29 protein-coding genes are annotated in these 24515 nt (G+C 62.9%); 5 read left to right on the forward strand and 24 right to left on the reverse strand.

The window, feature by feature from the left end; all coding sequences use genetic code 11:
- Positions 1 to 60 precede the first annotated feature (60 nt).
- Positions 61 to 1338, reverse strand: coding sequence for an MFS transporter (locus ABFB52_RS03160; RefSeq protein WP_085746424.1), 1278 nt, complete (start codon positions 1336 to 1338; stop codon positions 61 to 63).
- 118 nt (positions 1339 to 1456) lie between these two features.
- Here ABFB52_RS03160 and ABFB52_RS03165 point away from each other — a divergent pair, with 118 nt between their 5' ends.
- Positions 1457 to 2353: a LysR family transcriptional regulator gene (locus ABFB52_RS03165; protein ID WP_085746425.1), complete on the forward strand. Its 897-nt coding sequence runs from the start codon at positions 1457 to 1459 to the stop codon at positions 2351 to 2353.
- Here the strand turns inward: ABFB52_RS03165 and ABFB52_RS03170 are convergent, their stop codons facing one another.
- Positions 2354 to 2791, reverse strand: coding sequence for an excinuclease (locus tag ABFB52_RS03170; RefSeq protein ID WP_102686841.1), 438 nt, complete (start codon positions 2789 to 2791; stop codon positions 2354 to 2356).
- Positions 2792 to 2956: 165 nt separating this feature from the next.
- Between ABFB52_RS03170 and ABFB52_RS03175 the strand changes: the two genes are divergently transcribed.
- Positions 2957 to 3388, forward strand: a complete 432-nt coding sequence (locus tag ABFB52_RS03175) for a type II toxin-antitoxin system PemK/MazF family toxin (protein ID WP_236187887.1) — start codon at positions 2957 to 2959, stop codon at positions 3386 to 3388.
- Between the two features lie 209 nt (positions 3389 to 3597).
- On the opposite strand, the gene ABFB52_RS03180 is transcribed toward ABFB52_RS03175, so the two are convergent.
- The 21 genes from ABFB52_RS03180 to ABFB52_RS03280 are packed head-to-tail and all read right to left on the reverse strand — an operon-like array spanning position 3598 to position 22033.
- A complete protein-coding gene (locus tag ABFB52_RS03180; protein ID WP_085648021.1) occupies positions 3598 to 4038 on the reverse strand; it encodes an excinuclease in 441 nt (146 codons plus the stop codon).
- 20 nt (positions 4039 to 4058) lie between these two features.
- Positions 4059 to 5294 carry a beta-ketoacyl-ACP synthase gene (locus ABFB52_RS03185; RefSeq protein WP_085611127.1) on the reverse strand — a complete coding sequence of 412 codons (1236 nt, stop codon included), beginning with the start codon at positions 5292 to 5294 and terminating at the stop codon, positions 4059 to 4061.
- Positions 5294 to 6022 carry a 3-ketoacyl-ACP reductase FabG2 gene (locus tag ABFB52_RS03190; RefSeq protein WP_085746428.1) on the reverse strand — a complete coding sequence of 243 codons (729 nt, stop codon included), beginning with the start codon at positions 6020 to 6022 and terminating at the stop codon, positions 5294 to 5296. Before ABFB52_RS03190 ends, ABFB52_RS03185 begins: the two co-directional genes overlap by 1 nt.
- On the reverse strand, positions 6015 to 6479 hold the full coding sequence (locus ABFB52_RS03195) for a hotdog family protein (protein WP_085746429.1): 465 nt from the start codon (positions 6477 to 6479) through the stop codon (positions 6015 to 6017). The genes ABFB52_RS03190 and ABFB52_RS03195 overlap by 8 nt, the downstream gene beginning before the upstream one ends.
- Positions 6476 to 7672 (reverse strand): beta-ketoacyl-[acyl-carrier-protein] synthase family protein, encoded by a 1197-nt coding sequence (locus tag ABFB52_RS03200; protein WP_129972292.1) that lies wholly within the window; start codon positions 7670 to 7672, stop codon positions 6476 to 6478. Before ABFB52_RS03200 ends, ABFB52_RS03195 begins: the two co-directional genes overlap by 4 nt.
- Complete coding sequence (locus ABFB52_RS03205; RefSeq protein ID WP_007952358.1) at positions 7669 to 8151, reverse strand: hypothetical protein; 483 nt, start codon at positions 8149 to 8151, stop codon at positions 7669 to 7671. Before ABFB52_RS03205 ends, ABFB52_RS03200 begins: the two co-directional genes overlap by 4 nt.
- On the reverse strand, positions 8151 to 8876 hold the full coding sequence (locus tag ABFB52_RS03210; protein ID WP_129972293.1) for a class I SAM-dependent methyltransferase: 726 nt from the start codon (positions 8874 to 8876) through the stop codon (positions 8151 to 8153). Before ABFB52_RS03210 ends, ABFB52_RS03205 begins: the two co-directional genes overlap by 1 nt.
- Complete coding sequence (locus ABFB52_RS03215) at positions 8873 to 10120, reverse strand: NAD(P)/FAD-dependent oxidoreductase (protein ID WP_129972294.1); 1248 nt, start codon at positions 10118 to 10120, stop codon at positions 8873 to 8875. Before ABFB52_RS03215 ends, ABFB52_RS03210 begins: the two co-directional genes overlap by 4 nt.
- Positions 10107 to 11267 carry a sodium:proton antiporter gene (locus tag ABFB52_RS03220; RefSeq protein WP_102686834.1) on the reverse strand — a complete coding sequence of 387 codons (1161 nt, stop codon included), beginning with the start codon at positions 11265 to 11267 and terminating at the stop codon, positions 10107 to 10109. Before ABFB52_RS03220 ends, ABFB52_RS03215 begins: the two co-directional genes overlap by 14 nt.
- Complete coding sequence (locus ABFB52_RS03225; RefSeq protein ID WP_129972295.1) at positions 11264 to 13603, reverse strand: MMPL family transporter; 2340 nt, start codon at positions 13601 to 13603, stop codon at positions 11264 to 11266. Before ABFB52_RS03225 ends, ABFB52_RS03220 begins: the two co-directional genes overlap by 4 nt.
- The gene (locus ABFB52_RS03230; protein WP_102718311.1) at positions 13587 to 14189 is read right to left on the reverse strand and encodes an outer membrane lipoprotein carrier protein LolA; all 603 of its coding nucleotides are present in this window, start codon (positions 14187 to 14189) and stop codon (positions 13587 to 13589) included. Before ABFB52_RS03230 ends, ABFB52_RS03225 begins: the two co-directional genes overlap by 17 nt.
- Positions 14186 to 14611 carry an acyl-CoA thioesterase gene (locus tag ABFB52_RS03235; protein ID WP_085746436.1) on the reverse strand — a complete coding sequence of 142 codons (426 nt, stop codon included), beginning with the start codon at positions 14609 to 14611 and terminating at the stop codon, positions 14186 to 14188. Before ABFB52_RS03235 ends, ABFB52_RS03230 begins: the two co-directional genes overlap by 4 nt.
- Positions 14604 to 16148 (reverse strand): aromatic amino acid ammonia-lyase, encoded by a 1545-nt coding sequence (locus tag ABFB52_RS03240; protein ID WP_074689588.1) that lies wholly within the window; start codon positions 16146 to 16148, stop codon positions 14604 to 14606. The genes ABFB52_RS03235 and ABFB52_RS03240 overlap by 8 nt, the downstream gene beginning before the upstream one ends.
- Entirely contained in the window at positions 16129 to 17076 is a 948-nt protein-coding gene (locus tag ABFB52_RS03245; protein WP_039766474.1) for a glycosyl transferase, read from the reverse strand. The genes ABFB52_RS03240 and ABFB52_RS03245 overlap by 20 nt, the downstream gene beginning before the upstream one ends.
- Positions 17073 to 17807: a glycosyltransferase family 2 protein gene (locus ABFB52_RS03250; protein ID WP_129972296.1), complete on the reverse strand. Its 735-nt coding sequence runs from the start codon at positions 17805 to 17807 to the stop codon at positions 17073 to 17075. The genes ABFB52_RS03245 and ABFB52_RS03250 overlap by 4 nt, the downstream gene beginning before the upstream one ends.
- Positions 17800 to 19479, reverse strand: coding sequence for an acyl-CoA synthetase family protein (locus ABFB52_RS03255; protein WP_129972297.1), 1680 nt, complete (start codon positions 19477 to 19479; stop codon positions 17800 to 17802). The genes ABFB52_RS03250 and ABFB52_RS03255 overlap by 8 nt, the downstream gene beginning before the upstream one ends.
- Complete coding sequence (locus ABFB52_RS03260; RefSeq protein ID WP_085746440.1) at positions 19476 to 20021, reverse strand: hypothetical protein; 546 nt, start codon at positions 20019 to 20021, stop codon at positions 19476 to 19478. The genes ABFB52_RS03255 and ABFB52_RS03260 overlap by 4 nt, the downstream gene beginning before the upstream one ends.
- Positions 20018 to 20272: an acyl carrier protein gene (locus ABFB52_RS03265; protein ID WP_007947135.1), complete on the reverse strand. Its 255-nt coding sequence runs from the start codon at positions 20270 to 20272 to the stop codon at positions 20018 to 20020. Before ABFB52_RS03265 ends, ABFB52_RS03260 begins: the two co-directional genes overlap by 4 nt.
- Positions 20273 to 20281: 9 nt before the next feature.
- Entirely contained in the window at positions 20282 to 20542 is a 261-nt protein-coding gene (locus tag ABFB52_RS03270) for a phosphopantetheine-binding protein (protein WP_007952344.1), read from the reverse strand.
- A complete protein-coding gene (locus tag ABFB52_RS03275; RefSeq protein ID WP_085746441.1) occupies positions 20523 to 21332 on the reverse strand; it encodes a lysophospholipid acyltransferase family protein in 810 nt (269 codons plus the stop codon). The genes ABFB52_RS03270 and ABFB52_RS03275 overlap by 20 nt, the downstream gene beginning before the upstream one ends.
- Complete coding sequence (locus tag ABFB52_RS03280; RefSeq protein WP_085746442.1) at positions 21308 to 22033, reverse strand: beta-ketoacyl synthase chain length factor; 726 nt, start codon at positions 22031 to 22033, stop codon at positions 21308 to 21310. Before ABFB52_RS03280 ends, ABFB52_RS03275 begins: the two co-directional genes overlap by 25 nt.
- A gap of 369 nt (positions 22034 to 22402) precedes the next feature.
- Here ABFB52_RS03280 and ABFB52_RS03285 point away from each other — a divergent pair, with 369 nt between their 5' ends.
- Positions 22403 to 23173 carry a ParA family protein gene (locus ABFB52_RS03285; protein WP_007952339.1) on the forward strand — a complete coding sequence of 257 codons (771 nt, stop codon included), beginning with the start codon at positions 22403 to 22405 and terminating at the stop codon, positions 23171 to 23173.
- A 7-nt stretch (positions 23174 to 23180) separates the two neighbouring features.
- Here the strand turns inward: ABFB52_RS03285 and trxC are convergent, their stop codons facing one another.
- Positions 23181 to 23615, reverse strand: coding sequence for a thioredoxin TrxC (trxC, locus tag ABFB52_RS03290; RefSeq protein ID WP_085746443.1), 435 nt, complete (start codon positions 23613 to 23615; stop codon positions 23181 to 23183).
- A gap of 194 nt (positions 23616 to 23809) precedes the next feature.
- On the opposite strand from trxC, the gene ABFB52_RS03295 reads away from it, so the two are divergent.
- On the forward strand, positions 23810 to 24106 hold the full coding sequence (locus ABFB52_RS03295; protein ID WP_129972298.1) for a type II toxin-antitoxin system HigB family toxin: 297 nt from the start codon (positions 23810 to 23812) through the stop codon (positions 24104 to 24106).
- On the forward strand, positions 24103 to 24504 hold the full coding sequence (locus tag ABFB52_RS03300) for a transcriptional regulator (protein ID WP_129972299.1): 402 nt from the start codon (positions 24103 to 24105) through the stop codon (positions 24502 to 24504). Before ABFB52_RS03295 ends, ABFB52_RS03300 begins: the two co-directional genes overlap by 4 nt.
- Positions 24505 to 24515 lie beyond the last annotated feature (11 nt).

A 24515-nucleotide genomic window follows, 5' to 3' on the forward strand; every position in this document is an offset into this window, starting at 1 on the left:
AAGCAGGCGAATGCCGTCAGTGTACCTTGGCCCGTGATTACCGCTAGGGCGCAGTTGTCGCTAAACCTTTTCGCCACCACCCAGCGGCGGCAACTTCGCCAGCTTCAACGCCACCAACAGCGCCACCAGCAACAGCGCGCCGATGAACAACCCGATCCCGTTCCATCCCGCCATGTGCCAGAACACCCCGCCGGCCGTCCCGGCGATGCTCGACCCGGCGTAATAGCTGAACAGGTACAACGACGACGCCTGGCCCTTGGCCTTGAGCGCCCGGCGGCCGATCCAGCTGCTGGCGACCGAGTGCGCGGCGAAGAAGCCGAAGGTGAAGATCAGCATGCCGATGATCACCAGCGGCAGCGGTGTGAACATGGTCAGGGCGAGGCCGGCGAACATCAGCGCGATGGTCGCCCACAGCACTTTGCGGCGGCCCAGTTTGTCGGCCAGCGAACCGATTTTCGCCGAGCTGTAGATACCCGACAGGTACACCACCGACAACAGTCCCACGAACACTTGATCCATGTGGTACGGCTCGGCCAGCAGGCGATAACCGATGTAGTTGAACAACGTGACGAACGCGCCCATCAGCACAAACGCCTCAAGGAACAGCAGCGGCAGACCGGCATCGCGAAAGTGCATGGTGAAGCCGTCGAGCAGGCTGCGCGGGTGCAGCGAGCGGGAGCGGAAGTTGCGCGACTCCGGCAGGATCTTCCAGAACACCGCCGCCGCAATCAGCGCCAGCCCACCGATCACCATCATCGCCGTGTGCCAGCTGACGAAGTCGATCAGCACACCGGTGATCAACCGCCCGCTCATGCCGCCAATCGCGTTGCCGCCGATGTACAGACCCATCGCCAGACCGATGTGCTGCGGATGGATTTCCTCGCTGAGATAGGTCATTGCCACCGCCGCCAGACCGCTCAATGACAATCCGATCAGCGCGCGCATGATCAATACGCCGTGCCAGCTCGGCATCATCGAACTGGCGATGGTGCACAGGGCCGCGGCAAACAGCGCGGCAACCATCACCGGTTTGCGCCCGACCCGATCGGAAATCGGGCCGGTGATCAGCAGACCGAACGCCAGCATGCCGGTGGCCACCGACAGGATCAGGCTGCTCTGCGCGGCGTTGATCGAATATTCGTGGGACAGCAGCGGCATCATCGGCTGCACGCAGTACAGAAGGGCGAAGGTGGCGAAGCCGCCGCTGAACAGCGCTAGCACCGTGCGCATGAACGCGGGCGTGCCTTTCTCGATGTAGATCTCTTGCAGTTCGGTCAGCACATCGTCCGCCGAAGCGGGCGGGACTTCATGGGCCAGTGGAGCGACGGCGGTTTTCACATCAGACCTCGGAGGGCGCGGGCAGGCAGGCAATGAAAAAATCATATAGCTGGCTAATGTTTCTATCCAATATATTGTTCGACCTGTTTGATAGCTTTCACGACCTAATGGGGTGTTCATGGAATTGCGTCATCTGCGCTACTTCATCGCCGTCGCCGAAGAACTGCACTTCGGCCGCGCCGCGCAGGTACTGGGCATCTCCCAGCCACCGCTGAGCCAGCAGATCCAGGCACTGGAACAGGAAGTCGGCGCGCGACTGTTCGAGCGTACCAATCGTCGGGTCGAGCTCAGCGAGGCCGGGCGGTTGTTTCTGGAGGAAGCACGGCTGGTGCTCGCACAAGTCGATAAAGCGGCCGACGTGGCCCGCCGTGCACAGCTCGGCGAGCTGGGAGAGTTGAAGATCGGTTTCACCTCTTCGGCGCCGTTCAACTCGACCATTCCCCAGGCGATATTTTCCTTCCGTCAGCGTTTCCCGGCCGTGCACCTGAACCTGCGCGAGATGAGCAGCACCATGGTGGCCGATGCGTTGGTGGACGAATCGATCGAGGTCGGCATCATGCGCCCGCTGGGCCTGCCGGATTCGCTCAGCGTGGTCGAACTGATGCGCGAGCCGCTGGTGGCCGTGCTCAGCTCCAAACATCCGTTGGCGCAGGGCTCTGAAGAGGGGCTGTTCCTCTCGGCGCTGGCTCTGGAGCCGTTTGTGTTCTTCCCGCGCAGCTACGGCAGTGGTCTGTATTCGCAGTTGATCAGTCTGGCCCGCGATGCCGGGTTCAGCCCGCACTTCGCCCAGGAGGCCGGCGAAGCCATGACCATCATCGGTCTGGTGGCAGCGGGTCTGGGCGTGTCGGTCATGCCGGCGTCGTATCAGCGGATGCGCATCGACGGCGTGGTCTACCGACCGCTGCTCGATCCCGAAGCCGTGACGGCGGTGTGGCTCGTGCAGCGCAAAGACCAGAAATCACCGATGGCCAAGGCGTTTGTCGAACTGCTCACGCGCAAGCTTGAAGCCGGTTGATCAGGGCAGCCGCACCAGATCACCCTTCAACGCCACTCGCGTCACAAACACCCCGGCCCGACATTCGTAAGTGTTCAGATCCTTGCGCACATGCTGGTCGTAGTAGCTGACGATGTTGGTCACCGCATTCGCCCCGACACGCTTGGCCTCGGCCTGCAGCGCAATCAGATTCGACTGCAACACCCACTCGCAGGAGTCGTGATCGCTCTTGTTGAAGCCGTTGGTCTTCAAATCGCTGACCACCCCGCGCTGCAACAACCGCTGAGTCCCCTGAGGCCCGTTGCCGACCAGATAAAACTTCACACTGCCATCCAGCCGCCCGGCGCGCATTGCATCCGACACGACTGTTTCGAACGGCATGTACATCAGATTGGTGGCGTGGCTGGCACTGGGGAGCAGGCCGAGAAGGGCGGCGGTGATCAGGGCTTTCGCTTGCATGGTCGTCTCCTTGACGGTGAAAGAGAACCGCGAGTACTTGACCGACCGGGCTCGCCGTTCCGGCAGGCACTGTGTATTGGCCTGTTTGAGCGAGTGTAGTTGTGGTGAACAGGTTTGGTTGGCTCGACTCCGTACATTTCGAGTAACGGAACTGTCGTAGGGAATATGGCCGTTGTTGCGCAAAATCAGTTCTTTTTCAAACGAGTGTCACGGATGCCACTTCGATATCAGCCTAAGGAGGGCAGCGTTTTGATTTGCGATTTCAGGGGTTATGAAATCCCCGAGATGGTCAAAGTCAGACCTGTTGTTGTGATACGTAAACATCGAACCAACAGCTTGTTGGTAACAGTAGTGCCGTTGAGTACCACCGCCCCTGATAGCTTGCTTGGGCACCATCTTGAACTTGCAAGTCACCTTCAGGGAGCCAGTCCGACCTGTTGGGCAAAGTGCGACATGATTGCCACGGTCAGCCTTTCGCGGCTTGATCGGATCAAAAGCCGGGATCGGCAAGGCAAACGCATCTACCTGATCTCACATCTTGCAACAGACGAGTTTCACGCCATTAAAACTGCGGTCAGACGGGCGTTGGGACTGTGATGGCAACGGAAGTGGCGCATCGAAGCCAAATGCCAGCCGTTGCTCGATATGAGGTTTCAGGCAATACTGCCGGCGTTCCCGAAAGGGGCTTGTGAGACTCTGAGGATCCTGGGCAACCAGCCATCGCAGAGCCAGACAGGTGACAGGCGATGACAAGCCAACCTGTTTGTGAAAGGGCGCCGAAAGGCGCCCTTTGTCGTTTCCGACCGTTATTGAACCGTCGCCAGATCGCCCTTCAACGCAACGCCCGCCATGATGGCGCCCGCGTGGCATTCGTAGGTTTTCGCATCCTTGCGCTCGTTGCTCTTGTAGAAGCTGACGATGTTGGTCACGGCGTTGGCGCCGGCGTTTTTTGCGGCCTGGTGCAGGCTGATGATCGCCGATTGCACGACCCACTCGCAGGCTTCCTGGTCGGTCTTGTTGAAGGCGTTGGTCTTCTTGTTGGTCACGGCGCCGGGGCTGACGACGGTGACTTTGCCGGCCGGGGCATTGCCCGCCAGATAGAACTTCACGCTGCCGTCGATCTTGCCGGTGCGGGTCGCTTCGGCGACGGCCTTGTCGAACGGCAGGTAGACCGCCGTGTCACGGGCCTGGCTGACGGCCGGCAAGGCGCAGATGAGCAGGGTGGCAGCGAGTTTCTTGAAGTGCATGGAGGTCTCCTTGACCTGGATTAATTCGGTTGGGGCCAGCGACGGAAAATCAGCGAGGTGTTGACCCCGCCGAAAGCGAAATTGTTGTTCATCACGTATTCGTGGCTCATCTGGCGGAATTCGCCGCGCAGGTAGTCGAGCTTGCCGCAGTGCGGATCGACCTCGTCGAGGTTGAGCGTGTGCACGTACAGGTCGCGGTTGAGCATCTCGATGCTGAACCACGACTCCAGCGCCCCACAGGCGCCGAGGGTGTGGCCCAGGAAGCTCTTTTGCGAACTGATCGGCATGCGTTCACCGAACAGGGCACTGGTGGCCAGGGTTTCGGCGACATCGCCCTGTTCGGTGGCGGTGCCGTGGCCGTTGACGTAGCCGATGACGTCCGGCGCAAGTCCTGCGTCTTCCAGCGCCAGTTCCATTGCCCGGCGCATGGTGACTTGCTCGGGGCGGGTGGTGTGCTGGCCGTCGGCGTTGCTGCCGAAACCGACGATCTCGGCGTGAATGTGCGCACCGCGTGCCAGGGCGTGTTCCAGCTCTTCAAGCACCAGCATGCCGCCGCCTTCACCGATCACCAGACCGTCGCGGCCCTTGTCGTAGGGGCGTGGCGAGGTGTGCGGCGCATCGTTTTTCAGGCTGGTGGCGTACAGCGCGTCGAACACCATGGCTTCCGTCGGGCACAGTTCTTCGGCGCCACCGGCGAGCATCAGCGGCAGGCGTCCGAACTTGATCGCCTCGTAGGCATAACCGATGCCCTGGCTGCCGCTGGTGCAGGCGCTGGAGGTCGGGATCAAACGGCCGGTGAGGCCGAAGAAGATGCTGATGTTCGCCGCCGTGGTGTGCGGCATCATGCGCACGTAGGAGTTGGCGTTGAGGCCCTCGGCCACCGAGTTGAGCAGCATGTTGCCGAACGCCTTGATCTCGTCGGTGCTGCCGGTGGACGAACCGCAGGCCACGCCCATGCGCCCGTCCTTGATCGACTCGTCGCCGAGCAGGCCGGCATCGGCCAGCGCTTTTTCCGCCGCGCCGACGGCCAGCCGCGAAACACGGCCCATGCTGCGCAGCTGTTTGCGGGTCCAGTGCGCCGGCACCTGGAAATCATCGATAGGCCCGGCCAGGCGCGTGTTGAGTTCGCTGAAGCGATCCCACTCGTCCATCCGGCGAATGCCGCTGCGGTTGGCGGCGAAATTGCCGGCGATGGTGTCCCAGTCGCTGCCCAGCGAGGTAATGCCGGCCATGCCGGTGACGACAACGCGCTTCATCAGCACAAGCCTCCGTTGACCGCCAGCACCTGGCGGGTGATGTACGACGCTTCCGCCGACATCAGGAAATTCACCGCACCGGCCACCTCTTCAGGCGTGCCCATGCGTTGTGCGGGGATCATTTTCATCAGTTCTTCCACCGGCACGTTTTCATCCAGCATCGCCGTGTCGATCAGGCCCGGCGCAACGCAATTCACCGTGATCTTGCGCTTGGCCAGTTCGATCGCCAAGGCTTTCGCGGCGCCGATCACGCCCGCTTTCGACGCGCTGTAATTGACCTGGCCACGGTTGCCGATCAGCCCCGAGACTGAGGTGATGCAAACGATGCGACCCGCGGCGCGGCGGCGGATCATCGGCATCATCACCGGGTGCAGGACGTTGTAGAAACCGTCGAGGTTGGTGCGCAGCACCACGTCCCAGTCGTCGTCGCTCAGTGCCGGAAAGGCGCCGTCGCGGGTCAGGCCGGCATTGAGCACCACGCCGTAGTAGGCGCCGTGGGCTTCAACGTCGGCTTCGAGGATGGCTTTGCAGGTTTCGCGATCCGCCACGTCGAATTGCAGGATGCGCGCGGTGCGGCCGAGCGCTTCGACTTCGGCTTTCACTGCTTGCGCTTCCGCTACGCCGCTGCGGCAATGCAGGACGATATCGTGGCCGGCACTGGCCAGGCGCAGGGCAATGGCGCGGCCGATGCCACGGCTGGAGCCGGTGACCAGTATTGATTCAGTCATCGTTCGACTCCTTGGATTGCTCTAGATAGTCCGCTGCCTGGGGCGGGCGGAACACGTTCAGCCGGGCGCTGGCCTCGATGCCGGGCGCGTTGATATGGCATTCGAATACGCCCATGCCGTTGTCGTCTTCCAGCGAGCGCAGGCCATGGATGGTCAGTTCGCTGCCAACCGGAAAGGCCGCGACATTGCATTCGAACTTGCGTGTGCCGAGCAGAAAGCCCAGCTCCACCGGGTTGCCTTTCTGCCGCGCATGGCAGCCGGCGAACGCGGCGACGCTTTGCGCCATCAGCTCGACGCCGACCCACGCCGGCAGGCTGCCGTCGGGCAGGCTGAACAGGCCGCCGGGCCGGACGGTGAGGGTGGTGTGGATCTGTTCGTCGTCAAAGCTCAGGATCCGGTCGATCAGGATCATGTCGCCAGCGTGGGGCAGCAGTTCGGCGAGCGGCCAGTGGCTCATGGGGCGTCTCCGATAATCAGGCTGACGTTATTGCCACCGAAGGCAAACGAGTTGCTCATCAGGTAGCGGGGTGCAATGGACGCCAGGCGCTCGCTTGCGGTCACCCACTTCAGCGCTGGCAATGCCGGGTCGGCCTGGCCGTCCCAGATGTGCGGCGGCAAGGCGTAGTCAGGGTTGTCGGCACTCAGGCTCAACCAGCAGAACGCCGCTTCCAGTGCGCCGGCGGCACCGAGGGTGTGGCCGGTCATCGGTTTGGTCGAGGAACACGGCACGCCTTCAGCAAACAGTGCGGCGACGGCCAGGCTTTCCATGGCGTCGTTGTGTTGCGTCGCGGTGCCGTGCAGGTTCAGGTAGCTGATGTCACCGGCCTGCAAGTGGGCTTGATCGAGGGCTTTTTGCATCGATTGCAGCGCGCCACGGCCGGTCGGCTCCGGTGCGGAAATGTGGTGCGCGTCGGAGCTGGCGCCCGCGCCGAGCAGGGCAATGCCCGGCCCTGCACCGCGCTCTTTGCTCATCACGAACAGCACCGCCGCTTCGCCGATGTTGATGCCGTTGCGGTTGGCGGAAAACGGATTGCAGCGCTCGTCCGAGACCGCTTCCAGCGCACTGAAACCGTTGAGGGTCAGTTTGCACAGGCTGTCGACACCGCCGCACAGCACCGCGTCGCACAGGCCCAGATCGAGCAGGCGTCGGGCGCTCATCAGCGCGCGTGCGCTGGAAGTGCAGGCGGTGGAAATGACATAGGTCGGGCCGCTCAGTTGCAGCCAGTCGGCGAGGAAATTCGCCGGGGCGCCGAGTTCCTGTTGCCGGTAGTCGTAATCGGCCGGGAACTGCTGGTCGCGAATGTAGTGCGCCAGGCCACGGCTGGCCTCGTCGATGCCCGAAGTGCTGGTGCCGAGCACCACGCCGATGCGCTCGCGGCCGTAAGTCTGGATCGCGTGCTCAATGTCATCGCGAATCTGCAACGCGGCTTCCAGCAACAGTTGATTGTTGCGGCTGCGCTGGTCGGCCAGCGCTTCGGGAATCGGCGCCAGATCGCCGTGTACGGCGGCCACCGGCAGTTCGCGCTCCGGCACCCAGCCGGACTCGCGGCGCATGCCGGAGCAGTCGCCGGCAAACAGGTTGCGTGCCACGATTTGCTTGTCGCGCCCCAGGGCGCAGATCACGCCGAGGGCATTGAGGTAGGCGGTCATGACGTCGGTTCACCGAGTGGCGTTACGCGATAGTGCGGGCCTTGTGGCAGGTTCAATTCGAAGCTCAAGGGTTGGGTGTAACGGATGTCCCAGCGCGCCGGCAGGGAACGTTGGCCGCCCTGTTGCTGCGCGTCGGGGTAGTTGCGCGACAGCTCGCCCGCAGGGGTCAGGGCGAACAGCAGCGCGGCGAACAACTCCCGGGCTTCCGGGTTGGGCGGCAGCAGGCCGTCGGCCTGCCAGTGTCCGTCGATCAACTGCTGACGCGCCTGGGGAATGCCCAGCGGATCCATCATCGACCAGCGGATGCCGGGCCCTTCGCGCTGGATCACCAGCAACCAGTCTTGCTGTTGCCCGGCCAGGTGGCGCTCGATATGCAGCTGCATCGGCAGCGGCAGGCTCGGGTTGCCGGCCGGCAGCGGCGCCTGACTGGCGCAGGCACCGAGCAGCAAAACGCAGGCGAGCAGCAGAACACGCAACATCAGACAGCCTCGTTCAAGGGTTTGCGGGCCACCACGTTGACCAGGGTTTCTTCCCGCTGGCCAAAGGGCTTGGGCTGGCGCAGACCAAAACGCTCGAGCAGACCGAAATCCTTCGACCGGCTCCACCACAGGTACGGGTACGAAACGTTCTGTTCGGCGAACTCGAAACCCTGCTGGCGAATCATCTCCAGGTACTGCGCCGCGCTCTTTTGCACGTGCATCGGATGACGGAACAGCCAGCGAATCACCCACGTATCAATGTAAGCCTCGGTGGACTCGGCGAACAGCAGATAACCGCCCGGCTTGAGCACCCGATAGAACTCGGCGAGAGCTTTTTCCTGCTCCACCAGATGATGGAAGGTCTGGTGACAGAACAGCAGGTCGACGCTTGAATCCGGGACATTCAAAGTCGCGCAGTCGCTGCCGATCAGCTCAACGTCGAAGCCCTGACGCGCGGCCTCGGCGGCGCTCAATTCCAGGCTGTGCGGATCGGCATCGACCCCGATCAGGCGCTGTGGCGCGAAGGTCTGGCGCAGGTGACCGAACGACTTGCCTTGGCCGCAACCGGCATCCAGCAGCACCGGACTGGCTGGCAACGATTCGCTGAACAGCCCGCGCAGATCGTTGATCGCCACGCGCAGCACATGGTGCTGCCAGGTGTGGCTGCGCAGGAACCAGAAGCCGAAGCGGGTTTCCTCGACGTAGTTGTCGCTCAGGTAATTCATGTGTCGTCCCTTGCACAGAGTTCGGAGATCGTCTTCAAACGACGGCGCGCTTCACTGACGAACGGGTTGCGTTCGTCCCAGGCGTAACCGGCGAGGATCGAGCAGATCATGCGGCGGATTTCCGGGGAGCCTTGCTCGTGGAAAATCACGTCCTGAAAGGTGCCGGCGTACCAGCCTTCGACGTAGCAGCGGAACGTGTCGACCCCGCGTTTCAGCGGCTCGGCGAACTCCCGCTGCCAGTCCACCGTTTCGCCCTGCAACTGTCGGTGCAGCACAGCGGCGGCCATGCTCGCCGAACGCATGGCAATGGTCACGCCCGAGGAGAACACCGGGTCGAGAAATTCGGCCGCGTTACCCAACAGCGCAAAGCCTGGGCCGTGCAGGGTTTTGACGTTGGCCGCATAGCCGCCGAGAGTGCGCGCCGGGGTATCCCACACGGCGTTTTTCAGCACCTTGGCCAGGCTCGGGGTTTCGGCGATGAAACCGCGCAGGCAGGCGTCGAGGTCGGTGTCGCGACCTGCGAAATGTTCAGCGGCAGCCACCACGCCCACCGAGCAGCGACCGTTGCTGAACGGGATCGACCAGAACCAGATATCGCGGTGCTGCGGGTGGGTGGTGATAAGGATCTTCTCGCGGTCGAAACCGGGATGATCAATGTGGTCTTCAACGTGAGTGAAGACGGCCTGGCGAACCGGGAAATTCGATGGTGCTTCCAGGTCGAGCAAACGTGACAACACGCGGCCGTAACCGCTGGCATCGAGGACAAAGTCGGCTTCGACGCGGTATTCGCTGCCGTCTTCGCGGCGCACATTCAGCTGCGGTCGCGGGCGTTCGAAATCGACGCTGACAATCGCGTCGCCGTAGCGGATTTCCGCGCCCTGCAATGCCGCCTGATCGGCCAGCAATTTGTCGAAGTCGGCGCGTTGCACCTGCAGCGTCGTGGGCTTGCCGGCGGTGAAGGTGTCACCAAAATCGAAGGCGCTGTAGCGCTCGCCCCAGGCGAATGCCGCGCCGTTCTTGCGCTGGAACCCGGCGGCATTCACCGCCTCGAGCATGCCGGCTTCTTCGACGAAATCCAGGCAATGGCAGAGCAGGCTTTCACCGATGGAGAACCTCGGGAAATGCTGGCGCTCGATCACCAGCACGTCGTGCCCCTTGCGCTTGAGCAATGCGGCGGCGATGGCGCCGGAGGGGCCGGCGCCGATGATCACGACCTGACGGGATTCCATTTCAACGATTGGCACGCGAGCTCCTGGGTACGGCAATAGGGTTCAGTGACGCCCGGTGCAGGCCGATGAAGGCCGGCAACAGCGTCGCGATCAGACCCATCAGCATCAGCGCAAAGTACAACGCCGGGCTGATGAGTTGTTGTTGCAACAGCAGGTTGAGAAAGACGATTTCGCTCAATCCGCGAATGTTCAGCAGCACGCTTTCGCGCCAGCGACTGGCGCCTGCGAACGACGCGCCGGCCCAGCCGAGGCCGAGCCAGTTGCCCACGATTTTGCTGGCGACCGGCAACAGCAGCAGCGCTGCCCATTGCCCGGCGCCGAGGCTGGCGAGGGCGCTGTGCACGTCGATCTGGACGATGCCGAAAGTCAGGATCAGCGGAATCGCGACCCACGTCTGCAAGCGGTTCATCCAGTGCGCCGGGATCGGCAATACCAGTGGCACCTTGAGCGCGGCCATGCACAGCAGATAGCCGATGCCGAAAATCAGCGCGTTGAGTTTGTAGTGTTCGGCCAGCACCAGCAGCGCAAAAAAACCGAGGCTGTAGGTCAATGGCCGGCGTATGCCGAATACCCGCAGCAGCACCGGCACGCAGGCCATCCCCAGCGGTATCAGCAGACTGCTCAGGTGCAGGCTGCCCTGGGCGAGGCCGAACAGGGTCCAGCAGGTCAGGTCGATCAGGATCGCGGTCTGCACCAGACGCCGGGTGGCGGCGGGCGGGTAGTCGATGTGGCGCAGGTACAGGTACAACACCGGGATCGCGGTGATGGCGAACACCAGACCGATCGCCAGCGAGTTGATCCACGGCTGCGTCGGCAACAGCCAGTACGCCGTCGCCAGGCCGCAGGTGAACGGCACGGCGAAACTCGGCAGGGCGATCTTCACGCTCTGACGGTCCAGGCGCAGGTCGATCACGTCGCTGAGGATGTGCCCCAGCAAGAGGGCGAAGCTCAGGCTGTAGAGGTTTTTCAGCCAGCCCGGCGCGATCAGTTCGGCGCCGTTGAGTTGCCAGCCCGGTTCGATCCAGAAGTACATCAGCAGCGGCAGGCCGAAGCTGGCCAGCAGCAATTGACTGACGATCGGGATCAGCCCGAAATGCCGGCCGACCCGGGTGGCGACGAAAAACAGCGCCAGGGCCATCAGCCAGAAAGTCACCACCATCATGCTGAAGGCTCCGTGACGGCAACTGCGTGGGCCTGACGCCCGGCCCACGGCGCGAGCATGAAGCTGAACGCCAGACCGAGGCTCACCGACAGGCCGAAGTTGCTCACCGCCGGGGTGCTCGACACCGCCAGCAGGCCGAACGACAGCCAGGTTGTGGCGGCCGCGAGCAAAGTGCCGAGCAAGCTGACGGCCGCGCCGCCGACCTGTTCGCGCATGAGGATCGCGTAGTCGACGCTGATCGCCGTCACCAGCAACAGGCCGAACAGGCTGAACAGGGTCAGCGGCTGACCGAGCCAGCCCAGGCTGGCGAGGCTGCACAGCGCAGCGAGCAGCGGCAGGGCGACGATTCGCAGCGCGCCGCCGAGACCGAACGGCAGCATCAGCACCAGCACGATCAACACGCAGGACGCGAGTTTCAGCTCAGCGGCGCTGATCTGGGTCTGGGCGAACACCTTGTTCAGATCCCCGAGCCGGTCCACCAGCATCACGCCGGGCAGGTCCAGCGCTTGCACCCGCAGCAGCGACGGATTGTTCAGGCCTTGCAGGCTGACCATCGCTGCCACGCCGTCCTCGGTCGGCCCGAGCCACAGCGTGCGGTAGGGCTCGCCGAGCGGGCCGGCCAGCGCTGCATCGATGTCTTCGGCGGGCAGCGCCTGCAACTGTTGCAGTTCGGTTTGCAGCGCCGCCAGTGGTACGCCGACTTCCAGCAACGGCTGCCAGAACTGCGGCAACTTGCTCAGCGCTTCACGCACCTGTTGCTGCTGAGCCGGCGGGCTGACCAGTTGATTGAGCGCCAGATAACCCTGCAACTTGTCGAGGTTGACCAATTGATCCAGCCGCTCGCTCAGGGCCGCTTGCCGCTCCAGCAATTGCTGCTGATCGGCGGCGCGCACCAGGAAGAACTGGCTGGTCGGCTGATAGCCGGTAATCCGCGCGATGGTCTGCGCCTCATCGGTCAGACGTTGCGGCGCACCGACCCACTGGCGAATGTCGTTCCTGCTCTCCAGTTGCAGCAGGCCACCGACGCAGAAGGCGATCAGCAGGGCCAGCAACACCGGCGTCCTGATGTGTTCGAGCAGGTTCTCCCGCAGTCGCACCAGACGCTCAGCCAGTTGCAGCGGCCATTGCGCCGGGCGCAGTTCGACGTTTTTCAGCAAGGCTGGCAACAGGCACACCGCCGACAGGTAGGCGCCGAGCAAACCGGCGGCGGAGAACACCGCGATTTGGGTCAGCGCCGGGAAAGGTGTCCAGGCCAGTGCCAGGTAACCGATGGCGCTGGTGATCAGGCTCAGCGTCAGCCCGGACAGGGTCAGGCGCAACGCCGGCCAGCTGTGCCAAGGTTTGAGACTCCAGCTCTTGGACAGGTAGTGCAGCGGGTAATCCACCGCCACGCCGATCAGACTGGAACCGAGCACCAGCGTCATCACGTGCATGTGCCCGAACAGCGCCACGCAGGCCACTGCACCGAACAGCATGCCCACCAGCACCGGAATGAACGCCAGCAGCACCCGCCAGCGGCGGAAGGCGAGCAGCAACAGCAACAGGATGCCGATGGTGGCGCCGCCGCCGACCCAGGTCATTTCCCGGGTCGCCTGCTGCTGACCGTTGGCGGCGTACAGCAGGCCGCTGGCGGCCAGCAATTGCACGTCGGCACTCGCCGCTTGCTCACGGCTGTGTTGCAGCAGGGCGGCGACTTGCAGCGGTTGATTCATGTCGAAGGCGCTGCCGGTGGTGCGTGCGCGCAGCAGCACCCAGCTCTTGCCGTCGGCGTCGGCGATCAACGCGCCGCTGCCGATGTCCAGTTGCACCGCGCCATGTTGCGGCTGGCTGTTCTGGATGCGCCCGGTCAGGCCCAGCCAGTCGTCCTGGCTCGGCACCAGGCTGAACCCGGTGAACGGGTCGAACAGCGCCTGCACCCGTTGCTGGATGAAGGCGTCGGGATGTTCGGTCAGCAGTTGCCGGTCATCCGCCGAAAGCATCGCCAGCCGCCCTTGCAGCAATTGCGTGCGCAGGGCTGGCAGATCGGCTTGCAGGTTCCACTGGACCTTTTCGAACAGACCGCTGGCCTGCCATTGCTCGCCCAGGGTCTGGGCCATCGCGACGGCTTGTTGGCGATCGGCGTGACCGACCAGCACCAGGATGTCGCGGTTGAGCGGCTCCTGCATGCGTTGTTCGGCGCGCAGTTCGAGGGCGTCCGGATGGGTGCCGGGCACCAGTTCCATCAGGTTGGCCGACAGCGGCGCACCGTCGCGCCACTGCCAAGAACCCAGTGCGACGATAGCCAGCAGCAGGATCAGGAACAGCCAGGGCAGCCTGCGTTCACTCGGCAAAGTCATGTTGCTCCGCGTCGCTCAGAGGTTGGCCGGCGGTGCTGTCCTGCATGCGCAGCACGGTGCTGTCGCCCTGGGTTTCCAGCAGTTCGATGGTGTTCACCAACGCGCCGCCGCTGATATTGATCTGATTGAACACCTGCTTGAGCAGCACCGAACGCGGGGTCAGGGTCAGTTGCCATTTCTGCGCATCGCCGCTCAGGGCCAGTTCGAAATCCCGTTGCAGACCGCTGCTGTCGCCTTGCAGCACCGCCAGGAACAAGCGGTTCTGCTCGGCCCCGGCGCTCTTGTTCGGCAGCAGTTGCCAGCCGGTGGCGTCACGCCGGGCGATGCCCTTGGCGCTGATGCGGTAATCCTGTTGCAGCGGGGATTTCAGCAGCCACAGCAGGCCGTGGTTTTTGGCGAGGACAAAACTGCCTTTGCTGATCAGCGGCTGGGGCAGGGCGCGCAGGTGTTTTTCCTGGGTGAACTGGCCGTGGATCACGTCCGGCTTCGCCAGTTGCTCGCTCAACTGTTGCAGGTCGAAGGCGTTGGCCAGCGACGACAGCGTCAGCAGTGCCAGGGCCCCCAAGGATTTCAACAACACATTCATCGCAGCATCCTTTCCACGGCATCGGTGAAGACTTTCGGCGAGGCCAGTTGCATCTCCCGGCTGCTCATCTCGACCGCCACCTGCACCGAGCTGGCGCGGGTCAGGCGTTCACCGGTCTCGGCATCGGTGATCAGGTAGTGAATCTTCAGGCGGTTTTCCCACTCCACCAGACTGGCGCGCACGTTCAGCCGCTGACCGAACACCGCGCCGCGCACGTAGCGCAGTTGCAGGTCGATCACCGGCCAGGCATAGCCCGAGTCGACCATCTGGTTGTAGTTGTGGCCGATCTTGTCGAGCAGTGCACAGCGCGCCACTTCCAGGTATTTCACGTAATGGCCGTGCCAGACGACGTGCATGGTGTCGACGTCAAAGAACGGCACGAGGATTTCCGTATCGGCGTGAAGCACTCCGGCACTACGCATGCAGCCTCCAGTGTTGCTCGGCGATGCGTTGCAGGCACAGGCGCAATTCACCTTCCAGGGCACGGTCTTCGATCACCGGCGGGAAGTCCCGGGCCAGTTGCTCGTGCATGGCGGCCAGCGATGGCGGCAGTGGTCGTGCATCTTCATCGCGGCCGCGCAGCCATACGCCTTGATTGGCCGCCAGCAACGTGGCGGCGGCGACCTGTTCGGTCAGCTCCAGCACACGAATGGCGTCGCGGGCGGCGATGGTGCCCATGCTCACCTTGTCCTGGTTGTGGCACTCGGTGGAGCGTGAGAACACGCTGGCCGGCATGGTGTTTTTCAAGGCCTCGGCGGTCCAGGCGCTGGCGCCGATCTGCACAGCTTTAAAGCCGTGGTTGAGCATCGCGCGGTCGGCGCTGGCGCCGGACAGGTTGCTCGGCAAACCGTGGTTGTAACGCTCGTCCACCAGCAGCGCGAGTTGTCGGTCGAGCAGGTCGGCGACGTTGGCCACGAGGTTTTTCAGGCTGTCCATGGCGAACGCGATATGTCCGCCGTAGAAGTGCCCGCCGTGTAGCACGCGCTCGGCTTCGGCGTCGATGATCGGGTTGTCGTTGGCGCTGTTGAGTTCGGTCTCGATGAACGAACGCAGCCAGTTCAGGCTGTCAGCCAACACGCCCAACACATGCGGTGCACAGCGCAGTGAGTAACGATCCTGCAAACGGTGCAGCGGAGCGGTCGGTGCGTCGATCGCCAGATCCTTGCGCAGCCACGCGGCGACCTGCATCTGCCCCGGATGCGGCTTGGCGGCGAACAGGCGCTCGTCGAAGTGTTCAGGATTGCCTTGCAGCGCCACCACGTTCAGCGCGGTGATGCGGGTGGCCAGTTGCAGCAGGTAATCGGCGCGGGCGTAAGCCAGGCACGCCAGACCGGTCATCACGGCGGTGCCGTTCATCAGCGCCAGCGCTTCTTTCGGACGCAGCACCAATGGTGTCCAGCCCAGTTCGCGATGCACATCGGCAGCCTGGCGGCGTTCGCCACGGAACATCACTTCACGCTCGCCGGACAGGGTTGCGGCGACGTAGGACAGCGGCGTCAGGTCGCCGCTGGCGCCCACCGAACCCTCTTCAGGAATCAGCGGCAAAATGTCGTGTTCAAGAAACGCATGCAGGCGCTCCAGCAACTCGATGCGCACCCCGGACACGCCGTGGCACAGCGACTGCAGACGCGCCGCCAGCACCGCGCGGGTGGCCTGGGCGTCGAGCAGTTTGCCCAGCCCGCAACCATGGAACGTGTAGAGATGACGCGGCAGCGCCTCGACGTGATGCAACGGCACCGCAACCACGCAGGAGTCGCCGTAACCGGTGGTCACTCCGTAGATCACGCCTTCCTTGTCCAGCAGCGAATCGAGGAACCGCGCGCCCTTGGCGATGCGTTCGCGATAAGGCGCGTCGCTCTGCAACTGCACGGGCGCCTGACGGTTGGCCAGGGCCAGCACGTCTTCGATGCGCAAAGGGCGTTCGCCGAAGGTGACCGGCTCAGGAGTTGGCGTTGTCATCGGTTTTCCAGAATGGGTAAAAGTTGAACCATTGGCACGGTGCTTCGAGGCAATAGTGACTCAGGCGTTGCGCATAGCGGGTGGCCCACTGATGAATGACCTGTTCGCGCTCGCGGCGTGACCACACCACGGCGTCGGCGAACGGCTCGAGAGTCAGGCGATAGTGGCCGTCGGGCTGTTTCAGGCACATCAGCAGGTTGACCGGACATTTCAGCAGGCCGGCCAGCAGCCACGGCCCTTGCGGGAACGGCGCGGGATGGCCGAGAAAGTCCACAGTCACGCTGCGCCCGCCATGCAGCGGCACGCGGTCGCCGGCAATCGCCAGCCACTCGCCGCGCTCCAGCCGTTCGTGCAGTTGCAGCATGATCACCGGGTCCAGCTCGCTGACCTGGATCAGTCGCAGGTTGGTCGCCCCGGCCTCGCCCAGCAGACGATTGAATTGCTCGGCGTGCTTGGTGTGCACCAGCACGTTCATCGTGACCTTTTCGCCCAGCTCCGCCAGCGCCCGGCACACTTCGAGGTTGCCCAGATGCGCGCCCACCAGCATTTGCCCGCGACTGCCGCGCAACTGATTGCGCAACAGCGCCGGGTCGATGATTTCGATCTGCTCGATCTTCAGCTTGCCGTTCCACACGTCGAGCTTGTCGAGCAGCGAATCGGCGAATGCCATGAACTGGCGGAATACTCGCCACCGGGTCGGGCGCAGTTCGTGGCGACCGCTCCAGTCGGCGAGGCGCTGCTGATACTGCCAGGCACTGCGCCGCGCAGTGCGGCCGAACAGGAAAAAGTACAGGACGATGCCGTACAGCAACGGACTCAGCAGGCGTCGACCAAGAACCTTGGCGGCGAACGCGGTGAATTTCATCAGCAGGAAACTGCCGCGCTCTTCGCGGTCGGCCCAGTGCTTCTTGTCGGTCTCGACGGTCATGCGCGCCACCGTCGCCAGAGGATCGCGGGCAGGCGCAGCAACATGCCGAAGAACAGGCGTGTGTGCATGCTCGAGATCAGCACATTGTCGTGGAACAGGCGAAAGTGCGACACGCCGTCCAGCGGGTAATGCACGCTGGTCTGCAACCAGCGCATCGGCTGATTGCGCCACGCCAGGCGCACCAGAATGTCCGAGTCGAAATCCATGCGCTTGCCGATCCGCGCCGAGTCGATCACGCCCAGCGTCGGTTCCAGCGGATACACGCGGAAGCCGCACATCGAGTCGCGAATCTGCAGCGACAGGGTGTTGATCCACACCATCACGTGGGTCAGGTAGCGCGCATACAAACGGCCCTTGGGCACGCTGGCGTCGTACAGCGGATAACCGCAGATCAGCGACTTGGGGTGAGCGCGGGATTCTTCGATGAAACGCGCGACATCCTGCAAGTCATGCTGACCGTCGGCGTCGACCTGCAAGGCATGGCTGAAGCCGAGCCGCGCGGCTTCACGCAGACCGGTCATCACCGCGCCGCCCTTGCCCTGATTGGCAGTGAGGCGCACCAGATGAACCCGCTCGCGCTCGGCCAGCGCGTCCAGCACCGCCGCGCAGGATTTGCTGCTGGCGTCGTCCACCAGAATGCACGGCAGATCCTCGGCGAGCAGGGCGTCGACCACCGTGCCGATGGCGGTTTCGTGGTTGTAGACCGGGATCACGGCGCAAGGGTTATGCATCGCCAGCCCCCAGCAGAATCCGCCCGCTGGAGCAGGTGGCGGTGTCGTTGCGGTAGGCGAAATACAACTTGCCGCGTTCCGGATCGAAGCGCAGATGCAACTGGACCTCATCGCCGGGGCGCACCAGTTGCTGGAACTTCAGCACTTCCATGCCGGCGAACGCGCCGGGCAGGTTCAGCAGTTGCCGACCCAGGTTCAGCGCCCACTCGACCTGCACCACGCCCGGCAGCACCGGGGCCTTGGGGAAGTGGCCGCTGAAGTAGGCCAGATCCGGCGGAACGCTCAATTGCAGGTTCCATTCGCCCCCGGTTTCGGCCTGCTCCAGTATCTCCGGCGCCTTTGGCCGTGGTGCCAACAGCAAGGCTTCGACGTCGGCTTGAGGCAACTTGCCCTGCGAGGTCAGCGGCAACTGTCGCAGCAGACGCCAGCGGCGGGGCAGGGCCAGGGCTTCGCAATGGTCGCCGAGATGACGGCGCAGGGTTTCAGTCAGGCTGCGCCGACCGTGTTCGCGCAGTGCAAACAGGCCGGATTCGCTGAGCACCAGCAGAGCGCCGAGGGATGCGCGGTTCTCCTGCACCACGCCCAGACGCGCTTCGGCGACCCAGTCGTGAGCCACCAGCGCCTGTTCAAGCATCGGCAGGGATATGCGTTTTTCTTCGAGTTTGACGATCCGGTCGAGCCGCCCGAGCAATTCAAAGCGGCCATCGGCCTGAATGCGCGCCGCATCGGCGGTGTGTTCGACATGCCCGGCGGGCAGATAAGGCGAAGCGATCAGCAGGGCGCCGTCGCTGTCCTGGCTCAACTCGACGCCGGCAAACGGCTGCCACAACGATTCGCCCTGGCGCCAGGCGATGCCGCCGGTTTCCGAGCTGCCGAGGATTTCCGTCGGCCACTGTCCCAAGCGTTGATGCAGGCTTTGTGCGGCGTCAGCCGGCAGTGCGCCACCGGACGAAAACACCCGGCGAACGACGCTCAGGGCTGGCCAATCGAGGTTGTCGCCCATGCGTTTGAGCAGCGCCGGACTGGCGACCCAGACGAAGGCCGGGTGCTCGCGGCTGGCGCGTTGCAGGTCTTCCGGGAAGGCCAGTTGCTTGCGCAGGAATGGACGCCCGGCGCACAGCGGCCACAGCACACGAAACAGCAAGCCGTAGATGTGCTGGGTGGCGACGCTGCCGAGGATGCAGGCTTCACCCAGGTCCGCGCCCCATAGTTGCTCAAGGGCTTCGACTTCGTTGGCCAGTTGGCGCAGGGATTTGTCGATGCGCTTGGGCTCGCCGCTGGAGCCGGAGGTGCACAGGCTCAGGCGGCACTGGTCGAGATCCAGTTCGGCAGCGGGCAGGGGAGGTTGCAGCAAATCGCTCAGACGAGCGTCATAGGCCTGATCGGTCAGCCACAGATCGACGTCGTTCGACCAGCGCTGGCGGGTCTGCGCTTGCAGATCAGACGGCAGCAACACGCTGACGCCGGCACGCCAGGCGCCGAGCAGGGCGACGGCCAGGTCGGCGGCATCTTCCAGATGTACCGCCAGACGTTGCACGCCGCGCGCTTGCAGACCTGCCGCCAGGCTCAGGGCCTGTTCGCACAGTTGTGCATGATCGAATGCCGGTGCGCTCGTTACCGTGCGCGCCGGCAGGGCCTTGAGCAACAGCTGCTCAAGTTTTATCCAGTTCATGGGCGACCTCTTACCCGTTGTCGTATCAGCCATTCAATGGCAAACATCAGGCCGATCAATCCGTAGGAGATCAGGCCGGTGTACAACATCCACCAGTTCAGCGGCGCCCACAGTGTCAGCAGGGCGGCGCACAAACCGTTGCAAAAGAAAAACACGCTCCAGGCCACGGTGACCTGGCGGGTGTAACGAATCGCCTTGGGCGGCAGTTGCGGTTCACGCAGGCGAGCCAGACGCTCGACCATCGGCGGGCCGTATTTCAGGCTCAGGCTGAACAGCACCAGCATGAAGCCGCTGATCAGCACCGGGTACCAGCGCAACAGCAAAGGGCTGTCGAACACCGCCAGCAGCAGGCAGAACACGATCGCCACGCCGGCCATCCACAAACTGCCGGGCTTGCGTTCGCCGGTCAGCGCCCGGGCCAGCCACAGGCCGCCCAGCAGCAGGCCGAACTGCCATGGCGCGAAATGCTCCATGCCGAAATACACCGCAAAGGGATACAGCAAGCCTGCCAGCAGCAGGCCGAGGCCGATCAGTCGGCTCATGCGGCCGGTTGAACCAGACGGTAGACCGCCTCGACCACGTCGCTGACGGTGCGCACCGACTTGAATTCCTCGGCGGCGATTTTCTTGCCGGTCTGGCGTTTGATGTGATCGATCAGGTCGACGGCGTCGATGCTGTCGATTTCCAGATCCTGATACAGGTTGGATTCCAGGCTCACGCGAGCCGGGTCCAGTTCGAACAGCTCGACCAGGGCATCGCGCAGGGTGTTGAAGATGTCGTCACGAGTTTGCATGGTCCGGTCTCAAGCTGCCTGTTTTGCCGTGACGAACGCCGCAAGGCTCGCCACGTTGGAGAAATGGTTACGGGTGTCCTTGGCGTCGGCGTCGATCTTGATGCCGTACTTTTTCTGGATCGCCAGGCCGAGCTCCAGGGCGTCGACGGAATCCAGGCCCAGGCCTTCGCCGAACAGCGTCTGGTCGTCGCCGATGTCCTCTGCGCTGATGTCTTCGAGGCCCAGGGCGTCGATGATCAGCTCTTTGATGTCACGGTTTAGATCGCTCATCTTCGGCGAGCTCCTTGATAAAGAATTGGTGCAAATAGTCGTTGAGCTTGCGCGAAGCCTGGGGCGCTGGCCCCTGCGCGGCGAAAGTCTGTGGGTCTATATCGGCCCCGACGTGAAAACTGAAGTGCACGCGGCGACTCGGAATGCGATACCAGGGCTCGGCCTTGGTCAGGGTGGTCGGACTGACCTTGATGACCACCGGGGTGAGGATTTTCGCACCGCGCAGCGCGATGGCCGCCGCGCCCCGATGAAAGGCTGGCGCCTGACCTGGCTGGGTGCGGGTGCCTTCGGGAAAAATGATCAGGGTCTGCCCGCTCTGCAAGGCACCGGCGGCGGCGTCGAGCATGTCCATGCTGCCGTCGTTGCTGATGTATTCGGTGCTGCGCAGCGGGCCGCGAGTGAAGGGGTTTTCCCACAGGCTTTTCTTCACCACGCAGTTGGCACCGCGCACCAGACCGATGAGAAACACTACGTCGATCAGTGAAGGGTGGTTGGCGATAATCATCTGCCCCGGACGGCCGAGGCGTTCGGCGCCCTGAATGTCATAGGTCAGCACGCCGGTACGGGCCATGAACCGGACAAAAAACCAGAACAGCCGGCTGACGGTCTGGCGTGCCCGTTCGCGATGCGTAATGGCATCGCCTGGCAGACAACCGAGCAATGGAAATACCAGCAGGCGCAGGCACAGACCACCGAGCCCGAACAGGGCGAAGCTGGTGGCAGTGGCCAGCAGACGCCAGTAATAGGCGTCGCGGTTTTTTCCGATCACGGGTTGCGTTGCCAGGTCCATAGACGAGTCTTCCAGGCATGTTGGCAATGGGGTTGCTGACCGAGCAGGGTTCGCAGCAGATTCAGTGCGTGGGGCCACTGCGTTTTTGACCGTGCTTCGGGGGCGCTGTTCAGGGTCAGCCGCCAGTCGGTACCGGGGGTGAGCAACAGCCCGACCGCGTAGGGAAACGGTACGTCGTCGATCCACGTCGAATAGGCTTCGGGCGGCTGTTCCTCGGTGATCACCAGCAGCACCGCCGGGGCGCCTTCGTTCAGCAACGTGGCCGCTTCGAGCATGCCGTGTTCGAGGCCGTCGCCAGCCGCAGCGAGTGCGGTCATTTCGCTGGTTTCGCCGCGCATGATCGACCACAGGCCGATGATCGCGTTGTGCACCGACAGGCTGAACTGGGTCGGCGACAGCGGCTGTTCGTTGGCCAGATCGCTGAGGATTTCAAAGGTGCGCGGGGTTTCGCCGTGCCGGGAGACGAACACCAGCGGCAGGTTTTCCCGACCGTCGGCCAGCGGCCAGCCGACACTGAACGCCATCCGCGCCAGACGGCTGAGACGACGGCGCTGCATGGCCGGCAGAAACGAAACATCGGGTGCGGCATCGCTGCTTTCGAGCACGACCGGTTGTCGGCTCCAGGCTTGCCAGGCTTCCACACTGTCGAGCCCGGGAGCCCAGGCGCGCCATTGGGCGATGTTGAAGTTGATCACGGACATTTATCCCGCCCCTGCGGGCTGAGTTGACGCGGTTTCGCCAACGTCGCCGCTGAGCTGATTTAGCCTGAAATGGCATGGCGCGTGGCGCCGGGTGGCGCGCATTATCCCGGTGCGACGAGTGTGTAGCAAATGCTGGTTACATTTTGAACGACGAAATGAACCGAATGGTACGCGGCAAGAGCTATCACTTGGCCATTATCCAGATTGTCGGGTGTCTGTCTGTCAGGCGAATCGGCGATCATCGGGTGTTTTTGCGCCGTATTCATTGGGATATTGGCGCCCGACTCTGTAGTCCGTGCCCATCGAGGTAGCGAACCGGCACCGGGCACCACTACACTCGGTCATTCTTTGATACACGGAGGTTTTGTCATGCGGCGCGTGGTGTTCAATCAGAAAGGTGGCGTGGGCAAATCCAGCATTGCCTGCAATCTGGCGGCGGTAAGCGCCAGCGAGGGTTATCGCACGCTGTTGGTCGACCTCGATGCCCAGGCCAATTCCACTCAGTATCTGACCGGGCTCACGGGTGATGACATTCCGATGGGCATTGCCGATTTCTTCAAGCAGACCCTGTCTTCGGGGCCGTTCTCGAAAAAGAATCAGGCGGATATCTACGAAACGCCCTTCGACAACCTGCACATCATCACCGCCACTGCCGAACTGGCTGACCTGCAGCCCAAGCTTGAGGCCAAGCACAAGATCAACAAGCTGCGAAAGCTGCTCGACGAGTTGTCGGAAGATTACGACCGGATCTATCTGGATACGCCACCGGCGCTGAATTTCTACGCGGTCTCGGCACTGATTGCCGCCGATCGGGTTTTGATTCCCTTTGACTGCGACAGCTTCTCGCGTCAGGCCCTGTACGGTCTGATCGCCGAGATCGACGAGTTGAAGGAAGACCACAACGAAGGCCTGGAAGTCGAAGGCATTGTGGTCAACCAGTTCCAGGCCCGGGCCAGCCTGCCGCAGCAGATCCTCGACGAACTGATCGCCGAGGGCCTGCCGGTGCTGCCGGTCTACCTCGCCAGTTCAGTGCGCATGCGCGAATCGCATCAAGCCAACACGCCGCTGATCCACCTCGACCCACGGCACAAGCTGACGCAACAGTTCGTCGAACTGCATAACCTGCTCGAAGACGCCTGAAGCCTTGTCAGATGCCCTGGCTGCGCAGCCAGGCCATCAACTGCGACAACGGGAAGGCCCCACTCTGACGGGCGACTTCCCGGCCGTTGCGGAACAGAATCAGGCTCGGAATCGAACGAATCCCCAGCTGCGCCGACAACTGCTGATTGGCCTCGCTGTCCAGCTTGGCCAGCCGGCATTTGCCCGCCAGCTGCGCAGCCGCCTGCTCGAACACCGGCGCAAACGACTTGCACGGCCCGCACCACTCCGCCCACACGTCCACCAGCAACGGCAGATCACCCTTGATTTGACTGGCGTAATCGCCTTGCTTGAGCTCGAACGGCTTGTTCAACAGCACCTCGGACTTGCAGCGCCCGCACTTCGGGTGATCGTTGAGGCGCTCGGCGGGAATGCGGTTGAGGCCGTTGCAGGAGGGGCAGGGGATGAGGAGTGGGTCGGTCATGATCGGAATCCGGTGGAGAGCTGATAACTCCTAGTTGGAGACGTTTGCTCATATTTTCAATCGTGCAGTGTTTGGCTGTGAGCCTAGGCTGAGATGAACCGGCTGAGTCCGTTGGTCTGCTCGGCCGTATCGCAACTTGCGATAATTTTGATCTGTGATTAACTCCCCATAGCAGAATGCGATAAGGATGTTGCATGCATGTCATCACCGGAAAACGAATACGAGAAGCGAAGGCCAAATGGCCTAACGCAGCTACAGCACTGGACCACTGGCTGGAAGTGGCGAAAGGGAGCAAATCGCCAGATTTTGCGGCGCTGAAGGCCTTGTTTCCAGCTGTCGACAAAGTGGGTGATTTTCACGTTTTCGATATTGGCGGTAACAAGCTCAGGTTGATCGCCTATGTCAGATTTCGACCTCAAAAGTTGTACATCAGATATGTGTTGGATCATCGCGAATATGACCGCGGTAAATGGAAGGAGGCTAAGGCATGAGTGTTCTGATCAAAAAAGCCGCTGAGCACTGGGAGTTCGTTTCGCCCTTGCTGCGCAAGCCGAAAAGCGAAGACGACTACGACAGGCTCGTTCAAGCCCTTGACGAGCTGCTCGAAATGACGGGTGATGATGAGTCTCATCCTTTGATGAGCCTGGTGGATATCATCGGTGACTGGATTGAAGAATGGGATCGCGTGCATCACCCGACGCCTAAACCGCCCGGTTTTGAAGTACTGGGGTATTTGATGCGTGAGCATGGTTTGACCCAGAGCGATTTGCCGGGTGTGGGGACTCAGTCTGTTGTTTCGGAAATCCTCAGTGGAAAGCGCCAGTTGAATCTGCGGCAGGTCCGCTGGCTGGCCGAGCACTTCAAGCTATCTGTGGACGTGTTTATCTGAAAGGAAACCAG

The sequence above is a fragment of the Pseudomonas sp. 9.2(2024) genome (genome assembly GCF_039695385.1).
In the GTDB taxonomy this organism is placed as follows: Bacteria; Pseudomonadota; Gammaproteobacteria; order Pseudomonadales; family Pseudomonadaceae; genus Aquipseudomonas; species Aquipseudomonas paraglycinae.

Excerpts from the sequence above, each read along its gene's own strand:
- ABFB52_RS03165 (WP_085746425.1), top strand. The coding sequence starts at position 1,457 with ATGGAATTGCGTCATCTGCGCTACTTCATCGCCGTCGCCGAAGAACTG.
- ABFB52_RS03170 (WP_102686841.1), bottom strand. The coding sequence starts at position 2,791 with ATGCAAGCGAAAGCCCTGATCACCGCCGCCCTTCTCGGCCTGCTCCCC.
- ABFB52_RS03175 (WP_236187887.1), top strand. The coding sequence starts at position 2,957 with ATGGCCGTTGTTGCGCAAAATCAGTTCTTTTTCAAACGAGTGTCACGG.
- ABFB52_RS03180 (WP_085648021.1), bottom strand. The coding sequence starts at position 4,038 with ATGCACTTCAAGAAACTCGCTGCCACCCTGCTCATCTGCGCCTTGCCG.
- ABFB52_RS03185 (WP_085611127.1), bottom strand. The coding sequence starts at position 5,294 with ATGAAGCGCGTTGTCGTCACCGGCATGGCCGGCATTACCTCGCTGGGC.
- ABFB52_RS03190 (WP_085746428.1), bottom strand. The coding sequence starts at position 6,022 with ATGACTGAATCAATACTGGTCACCGGCTCCAGCCGTGGCATCGGCCGC.
- ABFB52_RS03195 (WP_085746429.1), bottom strand. The coding sequence starts at position 6,479 with ATGAGCCACTGGCCGCTCGCCGAACTGCTGCCCCACGCTGGCGACATG.
- ABFB52_RS03200 (WP_129972292.1), bottom strand. The coding sequence starts at position 7,672 with ATGACCGCCTACCTCAATGCCCTCGGCGTGATCTGCGCCCTGGGGCGC.
- ABFB52_RS03205 (WP_007952358.1), bottom strand. The coding sequence starts at position 8,151 with ATGTTGCGTGTTCTGCTGCTCGCCTGCGTTTTGCTGCTCGGTGCCTGC.
- ABFB52_RS03210 (WP_129972293.1), bottom strand. The coding sequence starts at position 8,876 with ATGAATTACCTGAGCGACAACTACGTCGAGGAAACCCGCTTCGGCTTC.
- ABFB52_RS03220 (WP_102686834.1), bottom strand. The coding sequence starts at position 11,267 with ATGATGGTGGTGACTTTCTGGCTGATGGCCCTGGCGCTGTTTTTCGTC.
- ABFB52_RS03225 (WP_129972295.1), bottom strand. The coding sequence starts at position 13,603 with ATGACTTTGCCGAGTGAACGCAGGCTGCCCTGGCTGTTCCTGATCCTG.
- ABFB52_RS03230 (WP_102718311.1), bottom strand. The coding sequence starts at position 14,189 with ATGAATGTGTTGTTGAAATCCTTGGGGGCCCTGGCACTGCTGACGCTG.
- ABFB52_RS03235 (WP_085746436.1), bottom strand. The coding sequence starts at position 14,611 with ATGCGTAGTGCCGGAGTGCTTCACGCCGATACGGAAATCCTCGTGCCG.
- ABFB52_RS03240 (WP_074689588.1), bottom strand. The coding sequence starts at position 16,148 with ATGACAACGCCAACTCCTGAGCCGGTCACCTTCGGCGAACGCCCTTTG.
- ABFB52_RS03245 (WP_039766474.1), bottom strand. The coding sequence starts at position 17,076 with ATGACCGTCGAGACCGACAAGAAGCACTGGGCCGACCGCGAAGAGCGC.
- ABFB52_RS03250 (WP_129972296.1), bottom strand. The coding sequence starts at position 17,807 with ATGCATAACCCTTGCGCCGTGATCCCGGTCTACAACCACGAAACCGCC.
- ABFB52_RS03255 (WP_129972297.1), bottom strand. The coding sequence starts at position 19,479 with ATGAACTGGATAAAACTTGAGCAGCTGTTGCTCAAGGCCCTGCCGGCG.
- ABFB52_RS03260 (WP_085746440.1), bottom strand. The coding sequence starts at position 20,021 with ATGAGCCGACTGATCGGCCTCGGCCTGCTGCTGGCAGGCTTGCTGTAT.
- ABFB52_RS03265 (WP_007947135.1), bottom strand. The coding sequence starts at position 20,272 with ATGCAAACTCGTGACGACATCTTCAACACCCTGCGCGATGCCCTGGTC.
- ABFB52_RS03270 (WP_007952344.1), bottom strand. The coding sequence starts at position 20,542 with ATGAGCGATCTAAACCGTGACATCAAAGAGCTGATCATCGACGCCCTG.
- ABFB52_RS03275 (WP_085746441.1), bottom strand. The coding sequence starts at position 21,332 with ATGGACCTGGCAACGCAACCCGTGATCGGAAAAAACCGCGACGCCTAT.
- ABFB52_RS03280 (WP_085746442.1), bottom strand. The coding sequence starts at position 22,033 with ATGTCCGTGATCAACTTCAACATCGCCCAATGGCGCGCCTGGGCTCCC.
- ABFB52_RS03285 (WP_007952339.1), top strand. The coding sequence starts at position 22,403 with ATGCGGCGCGTGGTGTTCAATCAGAAAGGTGGCGTGGGCAAATCCAGC.
- trxC (WP_085746443.1), bottom strand. The coding sequence starts at position 23,615 with ATGACCGACCCACTCCTCATCCCCTGCCCCTCCTGCAACGGCCTCAAC.
- ABFB52_RS03295 (WP_129972298.1), top strand. The coding sequence starts at position 23,810 with ATGCATGTCATCACCGGAAAACGAATACGAGAAGCGAAGGCCAAATGG.
- ABFB52_RS03300 (WP_129972299.1), top strand. The coding sequence starts at position 24,103 with ATGAGTGTTCTGATCAAAAAAGCCGCTGAGCACTGGGAGTTCGTTTCG.